Here is a 23,258-nt window from a genome sequence, read left to right on the forward strand (position 1 = left end):
AGAGGTTGGGGGAGGACTGCGGGTCGCGCAGGCCTGTCGAATATTTGTGGCGTGAGCGTTGAGTGGGGGAAAAGATGGCGGTTGATTTGTCCATGCCGGTTCTGGTGGTTGATGACTACAGCACCATGATCCGCATCATCCGAAATCTTTTGAAGCAACTCGGCTTCGACAACATCGACGATGCCAGCGACGGCTCGGCGGCGCTGAACAAGATGCGCGGCAAGAAATACGGGCTCGTGATCTCCGACTGGAACATGGAGCCGATGACCGGCTACGACCTGCTCAAGGAAGTCCGTGCCGACCCCAATTTGGCCACCACGCCCTTCATCATGATCACGGCGGAATCCAAGACCGAGAACGTGATCGCCGCCAAGAAGGCCGGCGTGAACAACTACATCGTCAAGCCGTTCAACGCGGCCACGCTGAAGACCAAGATCGAGGCTGTCTTCCCGGACATGGCGACGGCGTAAGGCGCCTGGTCTCCAGCTAGGCCGTGAACCCATAAATCTGCCGGACGGGCGGCTTGCGAGGTCCGCTATGCCCCGATAGCCGACTTATTGCGAAGCGATCGCACAAACGGAGGTCGCGCAATAGGGCATATGCCAAGTGGTACGTCGGTTCAGCATGACGTCCTGCGCGGAGCATTGCTGTTAACGCATGCGCCGTCGCCAATCGCTCGGTGTTTCTCCGGTCAGCTTCCTGAACGCCGCGGCGAAGGCCGTCTGGGAGGCATAGCCAAGCGCCGCGGCGACCGAGACGACCGACTCGTCGGTGTCGCGCAGCATGTTCATGGCCTGCTCGAGACGGTGCTGGCGCAGCCAGGCATGCGGCGAAAGCCCGGTGCTCTCCTTGAAGGCACGACAGAAGTGGAAGCGCGACAGGCCGGCCTCTGAAGCGAGAGCCGCGAGCGAGACGTCCGCTTCGCTGTTCGAACGTAGGCGTTCGATGGCGCGGAGCAGGACCTTCGGCGACAGCCCACCCATGGTCGGCTGGGACGGCGTTGATAAGCCAGTGTGCGCAGCCAGGAGGCGCGTGGCCAGGAGGTCTGTCAGCTGCTGCCTGAACAGGGCATCAAGCGTTGCGTTGCCCTCCAACACGTCCGCCGCACTGATGAGCAGGCGGGATGTAACGGGGTCGGGATGCCCCGTTCGCTCCAGCAGGTCGCCCGGTGCCGACGCGCCGGCTCCCATGGCAACACGCTCGAGCGTTCTGTGCGGAAGGTAGAGCTGAACGACGTTGACAGGTCCCGGAATATCCCAACGCGCGCTCGATCCGGCCGGAATGATCGTCACCACCCCGGAACGCGCCGTTCCAATCGCGACTGATTTCCCGCTGCGCCGCTCCAGCCGCTGAACCCCGGTGGGGTAAGTCATAATGACGTGATCTGTCATGGGCTCAACGACGTCATGCAGGGCGCCATGCTTCCAGTGAGCGATCGCGCCGCTTGAGGGATCGGACGCCATGCGCACCGGTGCGATCTTCAGCACACGGGCCATCTCCACATCGGCAGAACGCCCATCGGCAATCGGCGAGTTGCTCTGACGGGCTTCAGATACGACGGGCGGGTGCTCCTGCAACGGATCGCGCCGGATCGGCTTATTCATGATCCAATACCAAAGTTGCGGTGGCGATGGAGCCCTCGCCGCGATGGCGCGAGCAGTAGGTGGGGCGGTCGCTGACCTGCTGGCGCGGAACTTACCTCAGCACACTCCTCACGTAAACTATCTGACGGATAGTGTGATCTATCCGCTACGGCGTAGCGGAAGAACACATAATTGGCCGAGCTATTCGCAGAACCTGCGAAACCCGAGCGATTGGCGGAGGCGCAGGCGTTAGCAGCAATCGCTCTATAGCGACGACAATCGCTCTGGGGCAGCGGCACGCCAGGTTCGCTAGAGATCGTCGTGCCCGCGCTGAGAGAGCGAGAGAGCGACACACGAACTCAAGGGACCGATCCTATGACCTCCGTCACCACCAACGATGGCGTCCAGATTTTCTATAAGGACTGGGGGCCGAAATCCGCCCAGCCGATCGTTTTTCACCACGGCTGGCCACTGACCGCCGACGACTGGGATAACCAGATGCTGTTCTTCGTCAGCAGGGGTTACCGTGTCATCGCCCATGATCGCCGGGGTCATGGCCGGTCGATGCAGGTGAGTGATGGCCACGATATGGATCACTACGCAGCCGATGTCGCGGCCGTCGTAGAGCACCTTGATCTTCGGAATGCCATTCACATCGGTCATTCCACGGGCGGCGGCGAGGCCACGCGCTACGTTGCACGCCATGGCAGAAATCGCGTGGCGAAGCTGGTCCTGATCGGTGCGGTGCCACCGCTGATGTTGAAGACGGAGGCCAATCCGGGTGGCTTGCCCATCGAAGTGTTCGACGGCCTACGCCAGCAGCTCTCTGCCAACAGGGCGCAGTTCTACAGAGACTTCGCGAGCGGTCCATTCTATGGCTATAACCGCCCGGGCGCAGAAGCATCGCAGGCCGTCATCTGGAATTGGTGGCGCCAAAGCATGATGGGCAGCGCCAAGGCCCACTATGATGGCATCAAGGCTTTCTCGGAAACGGACTTCAGCGAGGACCTGAAAAGCATCACCCAGCCCACGCTCGTCCTGCATGGCGGTGACGACCAGATCGTACCCGTCGACGACTCCGCGCCCCTGTCAGCGAAGCTACTGAAGCACAGCACACTAAAAATCTACGATCTTCTGCCGCACGGCCTGTGCACGACACATGCCGACTTCATCAACGCCGACATTCTCTCCTTCATCTCGGCCTAGTCGGCGCCGATCAGGAACAGCGGGAGACAAATATGACCTGGAAGAGCCTCGCCAGCCCACTTGCAATCAAATCGCGACGTAGGGTCGTTGTCCCTGCCGTCTTCTACGGCCTCTCTCTGGCCGTTCGCTTCACTTCCGCGGCGGGCGAGGAGGTGGAAGTCGCGCCGCACTTCATGCAAACGCCGCACCCGCTGGTTTCGATGATGACCAGGGCTGGGTCCGGTCTTCCCTACCAGGACTGGAGTCCGAAGAGGTCTGCGCCGGCTGCTTTTGAATACGGCCGGCCGCTGAGCTCGCTGTCACGCTGCATCGCGCCTTAAGACCAGCATTCACCTCACCTCTCGTAGCGCCGCCGAACGCTGCCCTCAACGGAGCAGCGGCGGTAGCGCACAGACTTTCGACAAGTGCAAACCAAGGAGCAAACCCATGCGACTAGCCATTATCGGCGCCGGCTTCGCCGGCATGTACGCCGCCCTTTCCTCCGCCCGCCTGCGCGACATTCACGGCGTTTCGCCTGACGATCTCGAAATCGCACTGATCGCACCGGAGCCGACGCTGGTGGTCCGCCCGCGGCTCTATGAGCCGAGGCCGGAAACCCTGACCGCGCCGCTGCTTGACGTCCTCAAGGCGATCGACGTCGACTACATCCAGGGCAGCGCCGAGACGATCAACACCGATGCTCGAACGGTGCAGATCACGACTCCAAAGGGCCCGCGAAAGACTCTGTCCTACGACCGTCTCGTGGTGGCCACCGGCAGCCGCCTGTTCCGCCCCAACATTCCGGGCCTTGCCGAGCACGGCTTCAGTGTTGACTCGCTCGATGACGCAATCGCGCTCGATAAGCATCTACACAGCCTGGCCGACCGGCCGGCCATTAACGGGCGCGATACGGTCGTCGTCGCCGGCGGCGGCTTCACCGGCATCGAGGCAGCAACCGAGCTGCCCGCGCGCTTGCGCGAAATCCTTGGCAAGGACGCCAAGACGCGCGTGATCATCGTCGACCGCAACAGTGCGATCGCTCCCGACATGGGCGAAGGCCCCCGTCCTGTCATCGAAGACGCCCTGCGCAAGCTCGGTGTGGAGACCCGTCTCGGCGCCGGCGTTGCGGCGCTCGATGGATCCGGCATCACGCTTGCCGACGGCAAACGCATCGAAGCCGAAACCGTGATCTGGGCGGCCGGCATTCGCGCCGCCCCGTTGACCCAGCAGATTCCTGCCGAGCGTGACAATTTCGGCCGGCTGCTGGTGGATCGCGATCTGCGCGTGCCGGGTGTCGCCGGCGTCTTCGCCACCGGCGATGCTGCGCGGGCCGCATGCGACGACCAAGGCAACTACGCGCTGATGTCGTGCCAGCACGCCACGCGGATGGGCGCCTTTGCCGGCAACAATGCCGTCGCCGAACTCCTGGGCGTTCCGACCAGGCCGTATCACCAGAAGGCCTACGTCACCTGCCTCGACCTCGGCGAAGCCGGCGCTCTGTTCACGCGCGGCTGGGAGCGCAAGGTCGAGATGGTCGGCGACCTCGCCAAGAAGACCAAGCAGGAGATCAATACTGTCTGGATCTACCCGCCCCGCGCCGAGCGCGCCGCGGCGCTCGCGTCGGCCAATCCGGAGCGCGTGACCAACCTCTAGACGCCCCAAGCGATGGCGGCCGCGCTCCCCTGGCTGCGCGGCCTGCTCAACCAAGACCAGCCAGAACCAAGACCAACCAGGCGCCTTTACTATGAAACAGGAGACGAACATGAACCTGCACAACACCTCATACCCCGTTACATCGGGACCCGAAGAGCTCGTTCCGTCGCGCTACGCGCTGAAGGTCGGCGACATTGACGTGCTGGTGGTCAGCGATGGGGTGCTGCCGCTCCCAACCCAAATGTTGGGACACAACGCCGACCCGGCCGACCGCGCGGCCTGGCTGAAAGACATGTTCTTGCCACAGGACGCGTTCGACTGGGCGCTGAACGTGGTCGTGGTGCGTAGCGGCGGCAAGACCATCCTCATTGACGCTGGACTAGGGTCCGATCCGGACTTGAACTTGCCGCGGGCCGGCCAGTTGATCAAGCGACTGGAGGCCGCCGGCATCGATCTTGGGTCCGTGACCGACCTGGTGCTGACCCACATGCACATGGACCACATTGGCGGGCTGCTCGTCGAGGGGGTGAAGGAGCGACTGCGTAAAGACCTGCGGATCCACGTGGCGGCCGCCGAGGTCAAGTTCTGGGAGTCGCCCGATTTCTCCCACACCTCCATGCCGCAGGGTTTCCCGGACGCGCTTCGGTCAGCCGCCAAGCGGTTCGTGAGCGAGTACGGGAGCAACCTGCGGACGTTCGATGAGGAGCACGAGATTGCGCCGGGCGTGGTCGCCCGTCGCACCGGCGGTCACACCCCCGGGCACAGCGTGGTCCGCGTGGCGTCCGGCGGTGACGGGCTGACGTTCGCCGGGGACGCCGTGTTTACTGTCGGGTTCGAGCAGCCCGACTGGCACAACGGTTTCGAACACGACCCCGAAGAGGCGGCGCGCGTTCGTATCAGTCTTTTGCGGGAGCTGGCTGAGAGCGGCGAGATGCTGGTGGCCACTCACCTGCCGTTCCCGTCCATCGGACGGGTGGCGGCCGACGGCGACGCCTTCCGTTTCGTACCGGTCTTCTGGGACTACTGACCGCTCGTTGGGTTAAGGCCGAACCAGGGCGCGTATGAGTTCGCGCCCTGGTTCAATACCTCGCAACCACTGAGCCGCTGAAACCGAAGCGGTCGCTTAATGCCCGCTTTGACCAACTTCCAACTTTACAGATGAGTCGAACGAACATGCAGAATGAAAAGGTCATGATCATAACGGGCGGCAGCTCTGGCATCGGTCGGGCGGCCGCGCTCCGTTTTGCCAACCAGGGCGACAAGGTGCTCATCACCGGCCGCCGCGCCGGCCCCGTCGAGCAAACGGTGGCGGAGCATAAGAATATCGCGGGCATCGTTGCGAATACCGCCTCTGCTGAAGACGCCAGGCGGACCATCGCCACGGCGGTCGACAAGTGGGGCCGAGTGGATGCGCTCGTCAACAACGCCGGCGCGGGCGCCATCCTTCCGTTATCGGATGCGACAGCCGATCGGATCACAGACATCTTTTCCGTCAATGTGCTCGGTCCGAGCCTGCTGGCCCGCGCCGCCCTTCCTCACCTGAAGGCGACGCAGGGCACCATCATCAACATCTCCTCGACCTTCGGTCACCGGCCGGCGGCGGGACTATCGCACTACGCCGCCAGCAAGGCGGCGCTGGAACACCTGACCCGCTGCTGGGCGCTCGAACTCGCGCCGCTCGGAATAAGGGTGAATGCGGTCGCGGCCGGGCCCACGGAATCCGGCGCCTTGACCGGGATGATGGGGCTATCTGCGGAACAGGCAGAAGCCGTCAAGGAAGACGAGCGCGCACGGATTCCGCTCGGGCGGCGCGGCGTTCCCGACGACATCGCGGAATGGATTGTCCAGCTTGCGGGCCCCGCCTCGCAATGGCTGACGGGCCAGGTTCTCGCCGTCGATGGCGGCTTGGGACTGGCTTAGTTTCCGCGCTGCCAATTGCGCTCCAAATCTCGTGATGCCCGGCCCAATCCCGGGCATTGCTGCGTTCTCATGAGTCCACGCCCTACCAGGTCTTGCGTTTTCGGATGACGTAAGGCCCATTGCTACTTTGCATGGGGTTGTTTTCGCAATTTTGAGTCCGGTGCAGCGATGCACCTACCATCGCAGCTCGCGCATCAACGCGCGGGGCGGGTGGCCGAACAGCTCCTTTACCGAAGCCGGGTCGAACTGCTCGATGCCCTCGAACTCCTCGGAATGGATGCCGCGGGTGAGGAAAAGACAATCGATTCCGAAGCCGTGCGCGCCGGTGAGATCGGTCCGCACCGAATCCCCGATCGCCAGCACGCGGTCGAGCGAGGTCGGCTGGCCGCGGCGCTCAGCTGCGAGTGCCATCGCGCGCTCATAGATCGGCCGGTGCGGCTTGCCGTAGAAGATCGCCTCGCCGCCGAGTTCGCGATAGAGCTCGGCGATCGCGCCCGCGCAATAGATCAACCGGTCGCCGCGTTCGACGACAATGTCGGGGTTGGCGCAAATCAGCGGCAGCTTATGCTCGCGCGCCTGCAGCATCATCGCGCGATAGTCTTCCGCCGATTCGGTTTCGTCATCGAACAGGCCGGTGCAGACGATGTAGTCGGCCTGCTCCAGCGGCGCCATCACGGCATCGAGCCCGCGATGGATCGAAGAGTCCCGCTCCGGACCGATCCAGAACATCTTCTTGCCGGGATGATCGGCAACGAAATTCCGGGTCAGGTCGCCGGAAGAGACGATGGCGTCGTAGGCTTCGTCGGCGACGCCGAACTTGCGCAACTGGCGCTGCACGGAATCGGCCGGCCGCGGCGCATTGGTGATCAGGATGACGGTGCCGCCGCGCTGGCGATAGGTGTGCAGCGCCTCGCAGGCTTCGGGAAAGGACTCGAGCCCGTTATGCACCACGCCCCAGATGTCGGAGAGGATAACCTCTACGCCGTCCACGAGGTCGCGCAGCCGTTCGACAAACCGCAATGAGGTCATGATTTCGGAAGCCTGCTAGCCCGGTCCAGCGGCGCGGCGCGCCAGCGCGGCATTGCCGGTCGTCCGCATCGCGGGCTCAGCGGCGGGGCTGGCAATGGGAACGGTGTTGCTGGAGCCATTGGGACTGCCGGATTCCTTGTTCAGGCTGGTCCCGCCGGTAGCAGATGCCCCTTCGGGCCGCAACGGCCGCGGCGGCGCAAACAGGAAACCCTGCCCAAACCGCACGTCATAGTCGAGCAGGTCCACCACCGCGCGCTCGCCCTCGATCTTTTCGGCGATCAGGTCGATGCCGAAGCGGCCGAGCAGATCGGAAAGGTCGGAAGGGTGGATATCCGAGGTCGAGCTCTGCTTGGGATCGAGCAACAATGCCGCCGGCACCTTGATGAAGCGGACGCCGCGGTCGGCGAGGTCGCGAGGCTCGATCCGCAAGTCGGTGACATGATCGATCGAGAAGCGGTAACCACGCTGCGACAGCGCCGCGAGGTTCTCGATTTCGGCCGGGCCGAGCTGGCGGAACGTCGCCTGCTTGAACTCGAGCACGAAGGACGGCGCCAACGCCCGATTGGCGTCGAGGAAGTCGAGACATTGCGCGAAATTGGCGGAATTGCCGAGCGTCGCCGCGGAGACGTTGCAGAACACGCCGACGTCCTTGTTGCGCACCATCAGGCGGCGCAACACCTGGACACAGCGCAACATCACCATGTGGTCGATTTTGCCGATCAGCCCGCCGGCTTCGGCGGTGGCGATGAAATCGTCGGCGGTGAGGATCTGGTCCTTGTCGTCGCGCAGCCGCGTCACTGCCTCATAGAAGCGCACCTTGCGCTGCGGCAGCGTGACCATCGGCTGCAGGTAGATGTCGAGCCGGTTTTCCTCGACGGCGTTTTTCACCGCGCCAAGCAGTTGGGGCTGGCGGCGCGAGGCAGATGTTGCTTCCGCGGCAATTGCAGCCGTCGCCGGCTTTGCGGCAGCAGCCGGGGCGGGCCTCACGGCAGGCGCCGGCTGTTCCGCGGCGAGCGCCGGTTCGTTCCGCGGTTCGTTATCCGGCCCGCCCGCCGGGGCGGGGGCCGCGGGCGCCGGGCCCGATGCCAGCAGATCCTCATGGCTCGCCACCGAGACGGCCAGTTGCTTGACCAGCACGCCGAGTTCGTTGATCTCGCCGAGGACGGCCTGGATGCGGTCGGAGCTTGTAGAGTTCGCCGACACTACCCGGCCCTCGACGGCGGCGAGCCGGCGGCCGAATTCGGCGACCTGGCGGGCGAGGTCGGCGGTGCCGCGCGAAAGATCGGCGATCTGGCCGCCGACGTCGGAACGGTCGCGCAGCCGCATCGACACAGCGTTGTAGAGGATCAGGAAGGTCAGCGCGGTAAGCGCCACGAGTGCGGATTCGGTGCCGCTGAAGCCCGCCACCGCATGCAGGACGAGCCCGAGGGAGGCTGCAACCAGCACCATGCAGATGGCGATGAAAATCGTCGAAATGCGAATCATGTTGCGCGCTACGCCCTCAAGGTCCGAACTGCCCTCACCCGGGAAAACACGGAAGTCTCAGGCACGTTCCGATATGCGCTCCCCCAAGCGCTGCAACCTTAACATCAATGTTGATTCGCAGAGCTAGTGTTCTTTCGACACGGTCGGAACTGGAATGTAGCGCCGGTCAGTCACGTGTCCCGGCCCTGATGCGCAATTGCGCATCAGGAGCCGGGACCCATGTCTAGGATCAGGACTGACGAGAGGTGGGCCCCGGCTCAGGGCCGGGGCACGAGAGCGATGGCTACGCCGTCGCCCGGATCACCTTGGCGACCTTCTCGATGATCTCGCCGATCTGGTCCTCGGTAACGATCAGGGGCGGGGTCAGTGCCAGCGTATCGCCGGCCACCCGGATCATCAGATCGTTGTCGTGGAAGGCGCTGTTGAGCCCGGCAAAACCGCGCTTGCCCGGCGCGTCGGCCTGCGGCGCGAGGTCGATGCCGGCGGTCAGGCCGATGGTGCGGATATCCACCACACCCGGTTCGTTCCGCAGCGACATTACGGCGTCGGCGAATTTCGGCTCGAGCCCATGAGCACGCTCGAACAGCTTTTCGTCGCGGTAGATGTCGAGGGTGGCCAGAGCGGCGGCGCAGGCCAGCGGGTGGGCCGAATAGGTATAGCCGTGGGTCAGCTCGACGGCATGTTCCGGGCCGCTCATGAAAGCGTCGTGGATGGTATCGCGCACCAGCACGCCGCCCATCGGGGCTGCGCCATTGGTGACGCCCTTGGCGAAGGTCAGCATATCAGGCACCACGCCGTAGCGTTCGGCGGCAAAAGCAAAGCCGAGCCGGCCAAAGCCCGTGATGACCTCGTCGAAGATCAAGAGGATGCCGTGCTTCTGGGTGATCTCGCGCAGGCGCTTGAGATAGCCCTTCGGAGCCGGCAGCACACCGGTCGATCCGGCCATCGGCTCGACGATCACGGCGGCGATGGTGTTGGCACCGTGCAGGTTGACCAGCCGCTCCAATTCATCGGCGAAATGCGCGCCATAGTCCGGCTCGCCTTTGCTGAAGGCCTGTTTGTCGCGGTCGTAGGTCGCCGGCAAATGGTCGACGCCGGTGAGCAGCGAGCCGAACAGCTTGCGGTTACCAACGATGCCGCCAACCGAGGTGCCGCCGAAACCGACGCCGTGATAGCCGCGCTCACGGCCGATCAGGCGGATGCGGCCGCCTTGACCGTTGATCTGGTGATAGGCCAGGGCGATTTTCAGCGCGGTATCGGCCGCCTCCGAGCCGGAATTGCAAAAGAATACGTGGTCGAGGCCGGCGGGCGCGAGCTCGGCGATGCGGTTGGCGAGCTCGAAGGCCTGCGGGATGCCGAACTGGAACGGCGGCGCATAGTCCAGCGCCTCGGCCTGCTTGGCGATCGCCGCCGAAATCTGGGTGCGGCCGTGGCCGGCATTGGTGCACCACATGCCCGAGGCGGCGTCGATGATCTTGCGGCCGTCGACCGTGAAGTAATGCATGTCCTTGGCGCCGGCGAGCAGCCGCGGGTTTTTCTTGAACGCCCGGTTCGCGGTGAACGGCATCCAGTGTGCGGCGAGGTCGTTCGGAACGTTGATGGGGGTCGGGCGGGGGCTCTTGTCCAGCATGGGGAGGCCTCTTTGATGTTTGGGGCGTCGGACTGATGCCAAACTATCAGTTTCGCCCTTCAACGGGAACGCCAGCACGCCGTGATATTTGCGCGCAATTCCGTAAAATTCAGAGGTCGGCGGCGGCGATCCAGAATACTTCGCCCTCGGAATCCTCGGTATCGAGCCAGAGCAGCGGTAATTGCGGATAGGCGGCCTCGAGTTGCGGGCGGCAGCGGCCGATTTCGCATAGCAGCCCACCCTGCGGTGTCAGGTGCGCTTCTGCCTCGTCCAGAATGCGGCGGACGACGTCGATCCCGTCGGCGCCACCGTCGAAGGCAAGCTTCGGCTCCGCACGGCATTCACGCGGCAGATCGGCCATGCCTTCCGCATCGACGTAGGGCGGATTGGAAATGATGAGGTCGTAGCGCTTTTCGCCAAGCGGTTTGAACAGATCGCCGCGGTATAGCGTGAGGCGATGCTGCAAGCCGTAATCCCGGACATTGCGCGCGGCGACGTCGAGCGCGTCCTTTGAAATATCGACCGCGTCGATTTCGGCATTCGGAAAATTCCGGCTGGCCAGAATGGCAAGGCAGCCCGAGCCGGTGCACAGGTCGAGCACGCTTTCTACCGCGGTCGGGTCCGACATCAGCGAGCCGGCCTCCTCGTCGCCGTCGCCGCCGAAATGCTGGTCCAGCAATTCGCCGATGAAGGAGCGCGGCACAATCGTGCGCTCGTCGACATAGAAGGGCAGGCCGCGCATGTAGATCTTGTTGACGAGATAGGCGGCGGGCTTTCGCGTCGTGACGCGGCGCGCGATCAGGTCGAGAATCTTGCGGCCTTCGGCCGCCGTGACGCGCGCGGTTGCAAAGGTCTCGAACTGGTCGGGGTGCAGATGCAACGCCTCGCAGACCAGGAAGACGGCCTCCGCAATCGGATCGGTGGTGCCGTGCGCAAACACCAGTTCGGCCTCGGTGAAACGGCTGACGGCGTAGCGGACGAAATCGAGCAGCGTTAGCAATTCGCCTGCACCGACCTTGGGGAGTTTCGACGGGCTGGCGCCGCGCTTCGCCGCCGGGTTTGCGCGTTTGGCCATCAGGGTTTGGTCCAGCGCGCGGTGGCCGCGTCATCATGGTCGCGCGCCTCGACCCAACTGGTGCCTTTTTCGCTTTCCTCGCGCTTCCAGAACGGCGCGTTGGTTTTCAGGTAGTCCATCAGGAATTCCGCTGCTTCAAAGGCCGCCTGCCGATGCGGCGAAGCGGTTATCACCAGCACGATGTTCTCGCCCGGTGCGATGCGGCCGAAGCGGTGAATGACGGTCAGGCCTTGCAACGGCCAACGCGACAACGCCTCGTCGGTGTGGCGGGCGATCTCGGCTTCCGCCATACCGGGATAATGCTCGAGCGTCAGCGCGGCGATCGGTTCGCCATTCTCGCTGCCGCGGCAAATGCCGCTGAACGTAACGACTGCGCCGATATCGGTGCGGCCTTTGGTGAGCGCCGCGATCTCCTGCGCAACGTCGAAATCGCCTTCCTGGATACGGATGGTCGCGGTGACGGACATGGTTGAGGTCAACCGCCGGTCATCGGCGGGAAGAACGCAATCTCACGCGCGCCTGATATCACGGCGTCCGGCTTGACGTGGGCCTGGTCGATCGCGGCGCGGATCACCTTCGGCTTTTCGAAGGCATAGGCGTAGGCCTCGCCGCGGCTGGACAGCCAGCCGATCAGATCGTTCACCGTGCGCACGTCGGCCGGCGGCTCGACGGTTTCCTCCGCCATGCCGACCCGCTCGCGTACCCAGGCGAAATATTTGACCTTCACCCCGCGTCCTCCTTGATGAGGTGATGGATGCCGGCGCGGAAATAGTCCCAGCCGGTGTAGATCGTGAAGATTGCCGACATCCACAACAGGACGATCCCGATCAGGGTGGTCGCGGGCAGCAGCTGCTCGCCCGCTTCGCCCGCGATCAGAAAGCCGATCGCGACCAACTGGATTGTCGTCTTCCATTTCGCAAGCTTCGTCACGGGCACGCTCACCCGCAACGCCGCCAGATATTCCCGCAGGCCCGAGACCAGGATTTCGCGGCACAGGATCACGATGGCAGCCCACAGCGTCCAGCCGTGGATGCTGCTATCGGCTGCCAGCATCAGGAGGCAGGACGCCACCAGCAGCTTGTCGGCGATCGGGTCGAGCATGCGGCCAAAGGCGGACTGCTGGTCCCAAATGCGCGCATAGTAGCCATCGAGGTAGTCGGTCACCGCGGCGGCGATGAAGACCGCCAGCGCCACCCAGCGCAGCCACAGCGGGCCGTCCTGGATGGACTGGGCAAACACGCAGCCCACCACCACCGGAATGGCGGCTATGCGCGCGTAGGTAAGGATATTCGGCAGGGACATGCTCTTGGTCTGTCCCCTGGTCGTTGCGATGTTCATCCGTCTTACCAATACCGCTGAAGCGTGAAGGTCAACCGTGCGGGCCTAGATGTCGCAGGCGACACCCATATGAATTAAAGCCCCTTAACTCGGTTGCGCATGGAAAAACTCGAAAATTTTGCGGGCGCTTTCGGCGCTGACCCCCGGAACCTTGCCCAGGTCGGCGATCGAGGCCCGCTCGATCTCCTTCAGGGTTCCGAAGTGGTGCAGCAAGGCACGTTTGCGTGACGGGCCGATGCCCGGGATCTCCTGCAGGCCAGCTTCCCTGATGTCTTTTTTCCGCAGTTTGCGGTGCGAGCCGATCACGAAGCGATGTGCCTCGTCGCGCAGTCGCTGGATGAAGTACAGCACAGGATCGCGCGGTTCGAGCTTGATGGCCTCGCGGTCCGGCATGAACAGGGTCTCCCGCCCGGCATCGCGGTCTGGGCCTTTTGCCACGGCCATCAGCGAGACCTGGGCCAGCCCGAGCCCGTCGAAAATCTCCCTGACGGCGTTGAGCTGGCCGCGGCCGCCGTCGATGATGACGAGGTCGGGCCATTGCGGAAACGAATCATCGTCGGCCTTCGCTTTGACGACGTCGCCCTCCGGCGGCTTCAGCAGCCGCTTGAAGCGCCGCTCCAGCACCTCGCGCATCATCGCGTAGTCGTCGCCGGGCGTCAGCCCCTCGGACTTGATGTTGAACTTGCGGTACTGGTTTTTGATAAAACCATCCGGCCCCGCCACGATCATCGCGCCGACGGCGTTGGTGCCCTGGATGTGGCTGTTGTCGTAGACCTCGATGCGTTTCGGCACCTGCGGCAGTCCGAGCGTGGCTGCCATCCCTTCCAGCAGCCGGCTCTGCGTCGCCGTATCGGCGAGCTTGCGGCCAAGCGCCTCGCGCGCATTGGTCAGCGCGTGTGTGACCAATTCCTTTTTCTCGCCGCGCTTTGGCACGGAGATTTCGACTTTGTAGCCAGCCTTCACGCAAAGGGCATCGGCAAGCAGTTCTGATTCTTCGATCGCGTGCGAGAGCAGGATCAGCTTCGGCGGCGGCTTGTCGTCGTAGAACTGCGCGAGGAACGAAGCCAGCACTTCCTCCGACGTGAACGACTTCTCCGCGCGCGGGAAATAAGCGCGGTTGCCCCAGTTCTGGCCGGTGCGGAAGAAGAACACTTCAACGCAGGAATAGCCGCCTTCCTGATGGATGGCGAATACGTCGGCTTCTTCCACGGTACGCGGATTGATGCCCTGCTGCGACTGGATCGCCGACAGAGCGGCGAGGCGATCGCGGTAGAGCGCCGCTGTTTCAAATTCGAGTTCGTTCGACGCCTTCTCCATTTCGGCGGCGAGCAGCTCCTTCACGGCGTGGCTGCGGCCGGAAAGGAAATCGTTCGCCTCGCGCACCAGCTCGGTGTAGCCGGGGAAGTCGATCTCGCGCGTGCAGGGACCCGAACAGCGGCGGATTTGGTACAGCAGGCACGGCCGCGTGCGGCTTTCGAAAAAGCCGTCGGTGCAGGAGCGGATCAGAAACGCGCGCTGTAGCGCCGTAATCGTGCGGTTGACGGCGCCGGCGGAAGCGAACGGCCCGAAATATCGTCCGGGCCTGGTTTGCGCGCCGCGATGTTTGAGGATCTGCGGCGCCCAATGGTCGCCGGTGATCAGGATGTAAGGAAACGATTTGTCGTCGCGCAGTTGCACGTTGAAGCGCGGCCGTAGCTGCTTGATCAGATTGGCTTCCAGCAGCAGCGCTTCGGTCTCGGTCGTGGTGGAGACGATCTCGACCGTCACGGTCGCCGCGATCATGCGCAGGATACGCGCCGGCAGCGGCGCGTTGACGCGGGCGTAGGAAGCAAGCCGCTTGCGAACGTTTTTCGCCTTGCCGACGTACAGCACGTCGCTCGCGGTATTGAGCATGCGATAGACGCCGGGAGAGGTCGGCGCCAGCCGCACCGCGTTTTCGATAGCCGCGTGGCCGACCGCCAGCGGGCCTTCGGCAATCGCCTCGGCGGGCTCCTCGGGGGCTTCCGGCAGGCGCGCCTCGTCGTCCTCCTCGGCGGCAGATGTCGCGGGATCGACGTCGGCGGCGGCGGTCAGGTCCTGGGGCGGTAAATCCGGCTGGGAACCCCGCCGCGCCTTGCGCGGGGGCTGCGGATGGTCGGTAGAATCGTGATCCATGGACCTAAATTAAGCGCTGCAGGGCGGCATCGCCAGCGCTCGCGGCGCGCTCTTCGCGGAGCGGCCGGTAACGCTTCCTTAACACTGATGAGTGGGCGGTAATCCGACTTAACAACCCTTTAACTTAAAACTCTCGATAAATCTTACTGGAAAAGATGGAGTTCCGTAACCAGGCCGGTTTCTCGCCGGCAAGGTCGCGGCAGTTGCGTGGAGTTGGGGATGGGCAGGATTGTGTGGGGCGCGCTGGCGCTGATCGCCACCGGCTGGACCACGTCGGTACGGGCGGCCGACCTCTACGGATCGCGCCCGCCCTTGACGGTCAACCAGACGCAGTTCGGCCCCGATAGCTGGGCCGGCCCCTATCTCGGCGGCAACCTCGGCTATGCCTGGGGCTCGGTCGCAAATAATCCGGCCAAACCGTCCGGTTTCGTGGGCGGCGTTCAGGCCGGCTACAATTGGCAGAACGGACCGTGGGTGTTCGGTCTTGAAGGTGACATCCAGGCGACCGGCGCCGAAGAAACCTTCGCACCGTGGAAATTCTCCAATCCCTGGTTCGGCACGGTTCGCGGCCGCGCCGGTTACGCGTTCAACAATGTGCTGTTCTTCGGCACGGGCGGTCTCGCCTTTGGCGAACTGCGCGCCACCACCTTCGGCCTGTCTGAATCCCATACCAATGCGGGGTGGACGCTCGGCGTCGGCGCCGAGATGGGCTTTGCCCAGAACTGGAGCGCCAAGGTCGAATATCTCTATGTCGATCTGGCCAACAGCAACTTCGTCATTACAGGCGCGTCGAACGGTTACCGGTTCGGCGTGATACGGGCCGGCTTGAACTATCACTTCTGAGAACAAAGAAACTGTCGGCTACCAACTCCCGGCGGCGGTAAGCCGCCGAGATTTTTTTTGCCTTGTGATCGGCACGTCACGTGAAAGCGCGATAGAACGGTATCATGCAAACTGGACAGCCTAGCCTTACCGCATTGGGCGCCGCCCGCTTGCGCGCGGCGCATCAGGTGCTGGATCACGCGTCGATCCTCGCCGATCCCCTGGCGTTGCGTATTCTCGGCGACGACATTGCGGTGCCGCTCGATCATGCGCGGGCTCACACGTCCGGGCCGCGGCTGCGCTGGTTCATCGCCGCGCGTTCGCGCATTACGGAAGACGCCCTCAACGTCGCAGTGAACGCCGGCACCATCCAGCTTGTGGTGCTCGGCGCCGGACTGGACACGCTTGCCTACCGGACGCCGCTCGCCGGCCGCCTGCGGATGTTCGAGGTCGACCATCCGGCGACGCAGCAACGCAAGCGCCAAATGCTTTCCGATGCCGCGATTGATATGCCTGACACGCTTCGTTTCGTCCCCATCGATTTCGAACGCGAGACGCTGGCTGAAGTTCTCCGCACCGCGGGCTTCAATGCGGCGGAGCGGAGTTTTTTCAGCTGGCTCGGCGTCGTGCCCTACCTGACCGAGCCGGCGATCTTTTCGACGCTCGGCTTCATCGCCCAACTGGAAGGCGGTGCTGAGGTGACGTTCGACTACGTCAATCCCGCGGCTTCGATCGCACCCGCCGCCCGTGTGGCTCATCAAGCGCTGGCAGACCGGGTGGCCGCGGCAGGCGAGCGCATCCAGAGTTATTTCGACACCGCGCCGTTATGCGCCAAAATGACGGAGGCGGGTTTTCGCCGTGTTGATGATATCGGCCCGGCCGAGATTGCGACGCGTTTCTTTCCCGAGGCCGAATGGTCGGCGCCAGCGCGCGGCGGGCATGTCATGCACGGCTCAACGATCTGAGCGGCAGTGGCGCGCCAGTTGATCTTGCAGGCAAAGTTCAGTCTGCGTCCAACGCGAGCATCAGCTCACGATGAAATCACCAGGTTGACCGCCTTGGGGCCTTTGCCCTTCTTGTCCGGTTCGACCTCGAACGTAATGCGCTGTCCTTCTATCAGATCCTTCAATCCGGCCCGCTCGACGGCGGTGATGTGCACGAACACATCGCGGCCGCCATCATCAGGCTTGATGAAGCCGTAGCCGCGTTCTCCATTGAAGAACTTGACTGTTCCAGTCATGGCCATCGGGAAACTCCTCCCCCGTATTGCACTGCCGCTACGCGCACCTCGCGTATCGGCCGACCGGACATTCGCTGCCGGATGCTTGGCCACCTGAGCCGATCGGGTTCATGCCGCCGACCGACCTGGATTTTTCTTCGGCCTTGATCACTCCGCCGCAACCATTCGCGGAAGCGGAACGTAAAGCCAGTCCCAACAGTCTGAGCATAATACGGTTTCGCATAAATTGCCTACGGCGATTCGCACTTTTCACCGGCTGCCTGGGCCCTCAGGGCTTGGGCGTCTCCAGCCTGAACCGGCCGGCCCCGCCCTGGCCGAGCGGTTTTTCAAGTTCGGGCAAAATTGTCTTCAACTCACCCGCCAGCGTCCACGGCGGATTGACGATCAGGAGGCCGGTGGAGGCGAGGGGGCCGCCCGGCGCCTGCGGCGCGACGCTGAATTCGAGCCGCAGACATTTCCCGGCCGGCTTGCTGGCGGCGGCAGCGCCCGCGACAAGCCGCGCCAGCGTGTCGGTGGCGCGCCGGCTCTTCACCGGATACCAGATCAGATAGCTGCCGGTCGGCCATTTCGCATAGGCTTCGGCGAAGCCGCTGGCCAGGCTTTCGAATTCGTCCTTTTGCTCGAACGAGGGATCGATCAGTACCAGGCCGCGCCGCTCGTTGGGGGGCACGAAGGCCGGCAGCGCCGTCCAGCCGTCGAGATCGACCACCCGCGCCTGACTGTCGCGGCGCAGCGCATCGATCAGTTGCCTGCGGGCATTGGGCTCGATTTCACAGGCGGTGAGGCGGTCCTGCGGCCGCAGCAGCGCGCGGGCGATCAGGGGCGATCCGGGATAGGCCTCCAGCTTGCCGGGGGCGTTGAATGCCCTGACGATATCGAGATAGGGGCTCACCAGCGGCAGCGCGGTTTCCGAGAACCGCGCCTGCATCACCCGTGCAATGCCGGTCAGCCATTCGCCGCCGCGGCGCGCCTCTTCGCCTGTGAGATCGTAACGGCCGGCACCGGCATGGGTGTCGATGACGCGAAACGGCGCCTGCTTTTCCTGCAGATAGGTCAGCATGCGCACCAGCACGATATGCTTGATGACATCGGCAAAGCCGCCGGCGTGAAAGGCGTGTCGGTAGTTCATGGCAGTCGGCCGATCAATTGGAGCAGACGAAAGCGTCTTCTACTCGCCAGGGCCGGCCTTGTCCTCCTTCGCGAAACGCTTCGGAGGACCAGGGCTGAAAACCCGGCGAAGCCTTGGCGAAGACGGGTCCTGCTCGCAAACGCCTCACGATCGGGGCCGAAATGGCCAAAGACGCCTTGGTGCAGGTAGGTCCCGGCCATCCACGCGTCTTGCAGATGACGATAAAAGCCGTGGATGGCCGGGAACGCAGACAACTAGCAGTCTGCGCAAGGGAGCCGCCATGCCCTGGCATGGCGGAGCAAGAGTGGCTTCAGCCGCCCCGCACCGGCGGCATCACCACCTCGTCACGCCGGCAGGCGCGGCGGTCGATTTCCTCGCAGGCGCGGAATTGCATGTCCTTGCTCAGGCAGACCCGAACCTCGCTCAGGCGCCGGCTGGAGCAGGTCACGGAAATCGCCGCACTGCTGAGGCCCGGGTTGATCTTGATGAAAGCTTCCTCGAGATCGCCGGGGGCGATGGTCTTCTGCTCCGACAATTGCAGGAATTCCTCGGGGATTTTCACCGCCGCGCGCGCCTTGCGGATGCTCTCGAAATAGGCCCGCGCGCCAAGGCCCGAACAGGTGCCGTGCTTGTCCCACTCGTTGAAGACAAGGCCGGGTGCCGGCATCAGGTCCAGCATCGAGGTCATGATGTTGCGATCGAGCCGCGGCGAGGGCCGCTGGCAATATTCGGGAAAGCCGCGCTCATATTGCGGCCACAGGCCGTGAACCACGAAGGAATAGGGGCGGCTGCACTGGGCCTGTGATCGCCCGCTATTGCCGCGCTCAGCGGCCGCCTCGCAGAACGAGGGCGACCAGGAGAGGGCAAGGACGTAAAAATCGAACTCGCCCGGGGCGTTCTGCCGGCGGTCCTGGGCGGACGCCATTCCGGCAGAGACGACAACAAGGGCTAGTGAAATCAGAAGCCGCGAAAGAATAATGGACCGGTGCATCGAACGCCCCCTCTACTCGACTACCGGGAGCCTAGCAGGGAACCGGAACATTTCAAGAACAAAATTGATGATTCCCCACACGCTGGCCCGGAGCAGGCCCGCTCGGATCGGCGAATCGGGGATGGGGATCAGGGCCGGGCGGCTCGGCAGCCCGGGCTGTAGGCCCAATTGCGGTCGAGCCCGGTCACACACCATTCGACGCCCTGGCCGAAGCCGGCAAAGCCGCCATCCTCGATGATCGAGTAGTGCACCGTGCGCATCTTGCCATCGCTCAGCATCACGTCGCCGCTGCAGTAACGGCGCGGGATGTTGTCGGACTGCCATGGCCGGAATGCAGTTTCATGGATCCGGCCAAAGCCGGTGATCACCAGCGCCGAATTCCAGAACTTGCCCTCCTTCTCCTGGAATTGATAGGCGATCGTCGTCAGCGCCCGCTCGCATTCGGCGACGCGCCCGTCATACCTCGGGCCGAACAGGCCGAAATTCAGCTCAATTGGATTGGCGGCCTGGGCGGCGTGGCTGGAGGCCAGCAGGGCGAGCGCCGCCGCCATTGGGCCAAGTGCTCTGGGACCGAGTGCTCTCAAGGATTTGAACAAATTGCGCATGGGGAATCCGCCGGTAAGCCAACGCACGGGACGGTGCCGCGAAGCCCTGACAAGGTCAAGTGCAGCGCGGCAACACCTGACGGCCAAGTCCGCCCCGTGCTGCGTCAATTCTTTTCACGGCGACCGGCGCACACTATGGTGGGCTTCGAGCGAAATGGAGTCTGCGATGCGAAGAATTCTGGCCGCGTGCCTGATTGCCATGGGCGGGATGCTGGCGGGGGCGCCGGCGCAGGCGCATTGGTGGGACATCGATACGGTGCCGGCGTTCAAGGGCAACGACACCGGCGGCATCATCGCCCATCAGCTCGCGATGCGGGCCGATGCCCGCCAGCTCGCCGTCGACCACTGCGCCCGTTACGGCAAGGTGGTGAAATTCCTCGGCGTGCAACCCAATTACGGCGGCTACGTTTCCTTTGCCTGCCGCTGGGTCCCCTATGGTGCCGCTGAGCGGCCGCTGCGCACGCTTTACTGAGCGCAGCCGCTACCTGTTTTCCGGCCGGACATGTTTTTGCCACGCAAAGCGTGTGTTCACTTCGCGCGCACGATAGCGTTGAAGTATTCAGGGGAGCACACGCATGCGACGACTGCTTTTTGTGTCTTGGTCTGCCGTTGGTCTGCTTGCCCTGTTGCCGGCGAGCGGCGCCGTTGCCGTGGAGCTGCCGGTGCGCAAGGCCGGTCTGTGGGAAATGAAGGTGCTGAGCGGCGGAACGGTGCCCGAGATGACCATGCAGCAATGCACCGACGAGACCACAGACAAGGACATGAGCACCGCGATGTCGCCGGTGGCCAAGGAGATCTGCTCGAAGCAGGAGATCCAGAAGACGGCGACCGGCTATGTCACCGATTCCGTTTGCGGCATCGCCGGCGTGACGGTCAAATCAAAGGCCGAGATCACCGGCGACTTCAACTCCGCCTACACCGTGAAATCGACCTCGCATAGCGAAGGTGGGCGGGCCGGCGCGAACGATTCCACCTCAACGATCGAGGCCAAATGGGTCGGCGCCTGCAAGGCCGACCAGAAGCCCGGCGACATCATGATGCCTGGCGGCATGAAGATGAACATCAAGGACATGCAAAAGCTAAAGGCGCTGATCCCGAAGCAGCCGGCGAAATAGCCTTCGAAGATCGCCTGGCCGGTGGCCTCATGGTTCGAGACGCGCAGCTTCGCTGCGCTCCTCACCATGAGGGGTGCAGGCCCGGTGCTGCGGCCTCATACTGGGCAAGACCCTCGCCCTGAGGAGCGCGGAACGCGCGTCTCGAAGGGCGAGGCCGAGATCTCTCGAAAACGACCTACACCGGGACCCTTACCGACGCGCGCAAGCCGCCCATCGGGCTGTTGCCGAGCGTGATGTCGCCGCCATGCGAGCGGGCGATGTCGCGGGCGATGGCCAATCCCAAACCCGTGCCGCCCTCGTCCTGATTGCGGGCGTCGTCGAGCCGCAGGAACGGCTTGAACACTTCCTCGCGCATGTTTGCCGGAATGCCTGGCCCGTCGTCGTCGACCGTCACCGTCAGATAGCGGTGATCGCGGTGGCCGGTGATGGCGACCGTCTTGGCGTGCCGTGCTGCGTTGGAGACGAGGTTGGCGATGCAGCGCTTGAACGAGGCCGGTTTTACCGTCACCACCGGCAGGCCGCGGAACACCACCGTCGCGGTATGGCCGTGGCGCTCGGCATCGTTGCGCAATTCCTCCAGCGCCATCGCCATGTCGGTCGGCTGCGCCACCTCGCCGCTGTCGCCGCGCGCGAAGGAGAGATAGGCCTCCAGCATGCCGGCCATTTCGTCGACGTCCTTGCGCATGCCGTCGACTTCGGGGCTGTCGCCGATCAGCGCGAGTTCGAGCTTGAAGCGAGTCAGGATGGTGCGCAGATCGTGCGAGACACCGGCCAGCATCGCGGTGCGCTGTTCGATCGAGCGCTCGACGCGAGCTTTCATCTCCAGGAACGCCTGCGCCGCTTGCCGCACCTCCCGCGCGCCACGCGGGCGGAAATTCGGCACCTCGCGCCCCTTGCCGAAGCTTTCGGCGGCGTCTGCCAGCCGCAGGATCGGCCTGATCTGGTTGCGCAGGAACAGCACCGCGACGATCAGCAGGATCGAGGAGGTGCCGAGCATCCAGAAGATGAAAATTTCCGAATTGGAGGCATAGGCGGCACTGCGCTGTGCGAACACACGCATCACGGCATCGTCGAGCTGAATGCGGATTTCAACCAGATTGGACTTGCCGACGGTATCGATCCAGAACGGGCGGCGGATCTGGCGGCCGATCTGCGACGACAGGGTCTGGTCGAGCAGCGAGAAGAATGGTTTCGGCCCGGGCTGCGGCATATCGCCGACGGGAAGAAAATCGACGACCAGTTGCAGCCGCTGTCCGATGTGGCGCAACTGCGCGCGGTCCTTGTCCTGCGGGAAGGCCTTGTAGACGTCGATCAGGCTGGCGATGTCCTGCACCACGGCGGCCGACAGGCGCCGTGTCACCGTGTTCCAGTGCCGCTCCATGAACACGAACGCCACGACCGTTTGCAGGATCACCATCGGCACGATCATGATCAGGAGCGCCCGGGCATAGAGGCCGGTCGGCATCCAGCCCTTGAACGCGTTGCCCATCCAGCCATTGGCCCTGGAGACGCGTTGCGACGCATTGCGGATGAACGTCAGGCCGGTGTCGAGCGTGCTCATGAGTTGGCTCAGGGCGACGCGACCAGGCGATAGCCGATGCCGCGCACTGCCTGCAGGAACAGCGGATTGGCGGGATCGCGCTCGATCTTGCGCCGCAGGCGGTTGATCTGCACGTCAACCGCGCGCTCGTTCACCGTGCCGTCCCCCGTCAGCGCCGCACGCGGCACGGTCTCGCCGGGCGCGGCCGCCAGAATGCGCAGCATTTCGCGCTCGCGGTCGGTCAGGTGAATGATCTCCTCGCCCTGGCGCAGTTCGCCGCGATCGAGATGAAACACGTAAGGGCCGAACGCGATCTGCTCCAGCGCTTCCACCGGCGGCGGCGCGGTACGCTTGAGGATGTTGCCGATCCGCAAGATCAACTCGCGCGGCTCGAACGGCTTGGCAACATAATCGTCGGCGCCGATCTGCAGGCCCTCGATCCGCGCCTCCGCCTCATGGCGCGCCGTCAGCATGATGATCGGCACCGAGGAAGAGGTGCGAATGAATCGCGCCAGGTCGAAGCCGGTTTCGCCGGGCATCATGACGTCGAGGATCAGGAGATCGAAATGCAGGCCGAGCAGTTTTGCGCGCGCGTCGGTCGCACTCGACGCAGTGGTGACGCGATATCCCTCGCCGGACAGAAACCGCGACAACAGATCGCGGATACGGCGGTCGTCGTCGACCAAGAGCAGATGCGGGGCGTCGTCGGCCAGTTGCCGCGCGGCGCGCGCGGTGGCTGCAGCGATGGTTGCTCCTTGCGCCAC

25 protein-coding genes are annotated in these 23,258 nt (G+C 64.0%); 10 read left to right on the forward strand and 15 right to left on the reverse strand.

Going from position 1 to position 23,258, the window contains the following annotated elements; all coding sequences use genetic code 11:
- Positions 1–74 precede the first annotated feature (74 nt).
- The gene (locus GWE18_RS32070) at positions 75–470 is read left to right on the forward strand and encodes a response regulator (RefSeq protein WP_057835874.1); all 396 of its coding nucleotides are present in this window, start codon (positions 75–77) and stop codon (positions 468–470) included.
- Between the two features lie 180 nt (positions 471–650).
- On the opposite strand, the gene GWE18_RS32075 is transcribed toward GWE18_RS32070, so the two are convergent.
- Positions 651–1,604: an AraC family transcriptional regulator gene (locus GWE18_RS32075; RefSeq protein WP_275189699.1), complete on the reverse strand. Its 954-nt coding sequence runs from the start codon at positions 1,602–1,604 to the stop codon at positions 651–653.
- Between the two features lie 354 nt (positions 1,605–1,958).
- On the opposite strand from GWE18_RS32075, the gene GWE18_RS32080 reads away from it, so the two are divergent.
- From GWE18_RS32080 to GWE18_RS32100, 5 genes are all read left to right on the forward strand, one after another.
- Complete coding sequence (locus GWE18_RS32080; RefSeq protein WP_275189700.1) at positions 1,959–2,789, forward strand: alpha/beta hydrolase; 831 nt, start codon at positions 1,959–1,961, stop codon at positions 2,787–2,789.
- Between the two features lie 32 nt (positions 2,790–2,821).
- Positions 2,822–3,109, forward strand: a complete 288-nt coding sequence (locus GWE18_RS32085; RefSeq protein WP_275189701.1) for a hypothetical protein — start codon at positions 2,822–2,824, stop codon at positions 3,107–3,109.
- Positions 3,110–3,215: 106 nt separating this feature from the next.
- Positions 3,216–4,421 (forward strand): NAD(P)/FAD-dependent oxidoreductase, encoded by a 1,206-nt coding sequence (locus tag GWE18_RS32090; RefSeq protein ID WP_275189702.1) that lies wholly within the window; start codon positions 3,216–3,218, stop codon positions 4,419–4,421.
- 109 nt (positions 4,422–4,530) lie between these two features.
- Complete coding sequence (locus GWE18_RS32095; RefSeq protein ID WP_275189703.1) at positions 4,531–5,448, forward strand: MBL fold metallo-hydrolase; 918 nt, start codon at positions 4,531–4,533, stop codon at positions 5,446–5,448.
- 146 nt (positions 5,449–5,594) lie between these two features.
- Entirely contained in the window at positions 5,595–6,341 is a 747-nt protein-coding gene (locus GWE18_RS32100; RefSeq protein WP_275189704.1) for an SDR family oxidoreductase, read from the forward strand.
- Between the two features lie 174 nt (positions 6,342–6,515).
- Here the strand turns inward: GWE18_RS32100 and GWE18_RS32105 are convergent, their stop codons facing one another.
- The 8 genes from GWE18_RS32105 to uvrC form a co-directional block, all read right to left on the reverse strand.
- A complete protein-coding gene (locus GWE18_RS32105) occupies positions 6,516–7,370 on the reverse strand; it encodes a TIGR01459 family HAD-type hydrolase (protein ID WP_275189705.1) in 855 nt (284 codons plus the stop codon).
- A gap of 15 nt (positions 7,371–7,385) precedes the next feature.
- Positions 7,386–8,855 carry an EAL domain-containing protein gene (locus GWE18_RS32110; protein WP_275189706.1) on the reverse strand — a complete coding sequence of 490 codons (1,470 nt, stop codon included), beginning with the start codon at positions 8,853–8,855 and terminating at the stop codon, positions 7,386–7,388.
- A gap of 283 nt (positions 8,856–9,138) precedes the next feature.
- On the reverse strand, positions 9,139–10,485 hold the full coding sequence (locus GWE18_RS32115; protein WP_275189707.1) for an aspartate aminotransferase family protein: 1,347 nt from the start codon (positions 10,483–10,485) through the stop codon (positions 9,139–9,141).
- A 109-nt stretch (positions 10,486–10,594) separates the two neighbouring features.
- A complete protein-coding gene (prmB, locus tag GWE18_RS32120; protein WP_275189708.1) occupies positions 10,595–11,560 on the reverse strand; it encodes a 50S ribosomal protein L3 N(5)-glutamine methyltransferase in 966 nt (321 codons plus the stop codon).
- Positions 11,560–12,027, reverse strand: a complete 468-nt coding sequence (locus GWE18_RS32125; protein WP_275189709.1) for a molybdenum cofactor biosynthesis protein MoaE — start codon at positions 12,025–12,027, stop codon at positions 11,560–11,562. The genes prmB and GWE18_RS32125 overlap by 1 nt, the downstream gene beginning before the upstream one ends.
- A gap of 8 nt (positions 12,028–12,035) precedes the next feature.
- Positions 12,036–12,287, reverse strand: coding sequence for a molybdopterin converting factor subunit 1 (gene moaD, locus GWE18_RS32130; protein ID WP_275189710.1), 252 nt, complete (start codon positions 12,285–12,287; stop codon positions 12,036–12,038).
- Positions 12,284–12,898, reverse strand: coding sequence for a CDP-diacylglycerol--glycerol-3-phosphate 3-phosphatidyltransferase (gene pgsA / locus GWE18_RS32135; protein WP_275189711.1), 615 nt, complete (start codon positions 12,896–12,898; stop codon positions 12,284–12,286). The genes moaD and pgsA overlap by 4 nt, the downstream gene beginning before the upstream one ends.
- Before the next feature lie 84 nt (positions 12,899–12,982).
- On the reverse strand, positions 12,983–15,052 hold the full coding sequence (gene uvrC / locus GWE18_RS32140; protein ID WP_275189712.1) for an excinuclease ABC subunit UvrC: 2,070 nt from the start codon (positions 15,050–15,052) through the stop codon (positions 12,983–12,985).
- 219 nt (positions 15,053–15,271) lie between these two features.
- On the opposite strand from uvrC, the gene GWE18_RS32145 reads away from it, so the two are divergent.
- Both GWE18_RS32145 and GWE18_RS32150 read left to right on the forward strand, forming a co-directional pair.
- Positions 15,272–15,895, forward strand: a complete 624-nt coding sequence (locus GWE18_RS32145) for an outer membrane protein (protein WP_275189713.1) — start codon at positions 15,272–15,274, stop codon at positions 15,893–15,895.
- Positions 15,896–15,999: 104 nt separating this feature from the next.
- Positions 16,000–16,839: an SAM-dependent methyltransferase gene (locus GWE18_RS32150; protein ID WP_275189714.1), complete on the forward strand. Its 840-nt coding sequence runs from the start codon at positions 16,000–16,002 to the stop codon at positions 16,837–16,839.
- A 65-nt stretch (positions 16,840–16,904) separates the two neighbouring features.
- Here the strand turns inward: GWE18_RS32150 and GWE18_RS32155 are convergent, their stop codons facing one another.
- The 4 genes from GWE18_RS32155 to GWE18_RS32170 form a co-directional block, all read right to left on the reverse strand.
- A complete protein-coding gene (locus tag GWE18_RS32155) occupies positions 16,905–17,120 on the reverse strand; it encodes a cold-shock protein (protein WP_029583338.1) in 216 nt (71 codons plus the stop codon).
- A 262-nt stretch (positions 17,121–17,382) separates the two neighbouring features.
- Positions 17,383–18,243 (reverse strand): 23S rRNA (adenine(2030)-N(6))-methyltransferase RlmJ, encoded by an 861-nt coding sequence (gene rlmJ, locus GWE18_RS32160; protein ID WP_275189715.1) that lies wholly within the window; start codon positions 18,241–18,243, stop codon positions 17,383–17,385.
- Between the two features lie 310 nt (positions 18,244–18,553).
- Positions 18,554–19,234, reverse strand: a complete 681-nt coding sequence (locus tag GWE18_RS32165; RefSeq protein ID WP_275189716.1) for a ribonuclease T2 — start codon at positions 19,232–19,234, stop codon at positions 18,554–18,556.
- Between the two features lie 128 nt (positions 19,235–19,362).
- Positions 19,363–19,839 (reverse strand): hypothetical protein, encoded by a 477-nt coding sequence (locus GWE18_RS32170; protein WP_275189717.1) that lies wholly within the window; start codon positions 19,837–19,839, stop codon positions 19,363–19,365.
- A 166-nt stretch (positions 19,840–20,005) separates the two neighbouring features.
- Between GWE18_RS32170 and GWE18_RS32175 the strand changes: the two genes are divergently transcribed.
- Both GWE18_RS32175 and GWE18_RS32180 read left to right on the forward strand, forming a co-directional pair.
- Positions 20,006–20,311 (forward strand): hypothetical protein, encoded by a 306-nt coding sequence (locus GWE18_RS32175; protein ID WP_275189718.1) that lies wholly within the window; start codon positions 20,006–20,008, stop codon positions 20,309–20,311.
- 103 nt (positions 20,312–20,414) lie between these two features.
- Positions 20,415–20,954, forward strand: coding sequence for a DUF3617 family protein (locus GWE18_RS32180; RefSeq protein WP_275189719.1), 540 nt, complete (start codon positions 20,415–20,417; stop codon positions 20,952–20,954).
- 175 nt (positions 20,955–21,129) lie between these two features.
- Here GWE18_RS32180 and GWE18_RS32185 read toward each other — a convergent pair whose 3' ends face one another.
- Both GWE18_RS32185 and GWE18_RS32190 read right to left on the reverse strand, forming a co-directional pair.
- Positions 21,130–22,515 (reverse strand): ATP-binding protein, encoded by a 1,386-nt coding sequence (locus GWE18_RS32185; protein ID WP_275189720.1) that lies wholly within the window; start codon positions 22,513–22,515, stop codon positions 21,130–21,132.
- A gap of 8 nt (positions 22,516–22,523) precedes the next feature.
- Positions 22,524–23,258, reverse strand: a complete 735-nt coding sequence (locus GWE18_RS32190; protein WP_275189721.1) for a response regulator transcription factor — start codon at positions 23,256–23,258, stop codon at positions 22,524–22,526.

The organism is Bradyrhizobium sp. CSA112, assembly GCF_029051645.1.
In the GTDB taxonomy this organism is placed as follows: Bacteria; Pseudomonadota; Alphaproteobacteria; order Rhizobiales; family Xanthobacteraceae; genus Bradyrhizobium.

Coding starts and splice junctions, on each gene's coding strand:
- GWE18_RS32115 (WP_275189707.1), bottom strand. CDS start 10,485: ATGCTGGACAAGAGCCCCCGCCCGACCCCCATCAACGTTCCGAACGAC.
- GWE18_RS32105 (WP_275189705.1), bottom strand. CDS start 7,370: ATGACCTCATTGCGGTTTGTCGAACGGCTGCGCGACCTCGTGGACGGC.
- GWE18_RS32125 (WP_275189709.1), bottom strand. CDS start 12,027: ATGTCCGTCACCGCGACCATCCGTATCCAGGAAGGCGATTTCGACGTT.
- rlmJ (WP_275189715.1), bottom strand. CDS start 18,243: ATGAACTACCGACACGCCTTTCACGCCGGCGGCTTTGCCGATGTCATC.
- pgsA (WP_275189711.1), bottom strand. CDS start 12,898: ATGAACATCGCAACGACCAGGGGACAGACCAAGAGCATGTCCCTGCCG.
- GWE18_RS32095 (WP_275189703.1), top strand. CDS start 4,531: ATGAACCTGCACAACACCTCATACCCCGTTACATCGGGACCCGAAGAG.
- GWE18_RS32100 (WP_275189704.1), top strand. CDS start 5,595: ATGCAGAATGAAAAGGTCATGATCATAACGGGCGGCAGCTCTGGCATC.
- GWE18_RS32110 (WP_275189706.1), bottom strand. CDS start 8,855: ATGATTCGCATTTCGACGATTTTCATCGCCATCTGCATGGTGCTGGTT.
- GWE18_RS32075 (WP_275189699.1), bottom strand. CDS start 1,604: ATGAATAAGCCGATCCGGCGCGATCCGTTGCAGGAGCACCCGCCCGTC.
- GWE18_RS32185 (WP_275189720.1), bottom strand. CDS start 22,515: ATGAGCACGCTCGACACCGGCCTGACGTTCATCCGCAATGCGTCGCAA.
- GWE18_RS32085 (WP_275189701.1), top strand. CDS start 2,822: ATGACCTGGAAGAGCCTCGCCAGCCCACTTGCAATCAAATCGCGACGT.
- GWE18_RS32165 (WP_275189716.1), bottom strand. CDS start 19,234: ATGCACCGGTCCATTATTCTTTCGCGGCTTCTGATTTCACTAGCCCTT.
- GWE18_RS32080 (WP_275189700.1), top strand. CDS start 1,959: ATGACCTCCGTCACCACCAACGATGGCGTCCAGATTTTCTATAAGGAC.
- GWE18_RS32175 (WP_275189718.1), top strand. CDS start 20,006: ATGCGAAGAATTCTGGCCGCGTGCCTGATTGCCATGGGCGGGATGCTG.
- GWE18_RS32090 (WP_275189702.1), top strand. CDS start 3,216: ATGCGACTAGCCATTATCGGCGCCGGCTTCGCCGGCATGTACGCCGCC.
- uvrC (WP_275189712.1), bottom strand. CDS start 15,052: ATGGATCACGATTCTACCGACCATCCGCAGCCCCCGCGCAAGGCGCGG.
- GWE18_RS32155 (WP_029583338.1), bottom strand. CDS start 17,120: ATGGCCATGACTGGAACAGTCAAGTTCTTCAATGGAGAACGCGGCTAC.
- GWE18_RS32145 (WP_275189713.1), top strand. CDS start 15,272: ATGGGCAGGATTGTGTGGGGCGCGCTGGCGCTGATCGCCACCGGCTGG.
- GWE18_RS32180 (WP_275189719.1), top strand. CDS start 20,415: ATGCGACGACTGCTTTTTGTGTCTTGGTCTGCCGTTGGTCTGCTTGCC.
- GWE18_RS32070 (WP_057835874.1), top strand. CDS start 75: ATGGCGGTTGATTTGTCCATGCCGGTTCTGGTGGTTGATGACTACAGC.
- GWE18_RS32170 (WP_275189717.1), bottom strand. CDS start 19,839: ATGCGCAATTTGTTCAAATCCTTGAGAGCACTCGGTCCCAGAGCACTT.
- GWE18_RS32150 (WP_275189714.1), top strand. CDS start 16,000: ATGCAAACTGGACAGCCTAGCCTTACCGCATTGGGCGCCGCCCGCTTG.
- prmB (WP_275189708.1), bottom strand. CDS start 11,560: ATGGCCAAACGCGCAAACCCGGCGGCGAAGCGCGGCGCCAGCCCGTCG.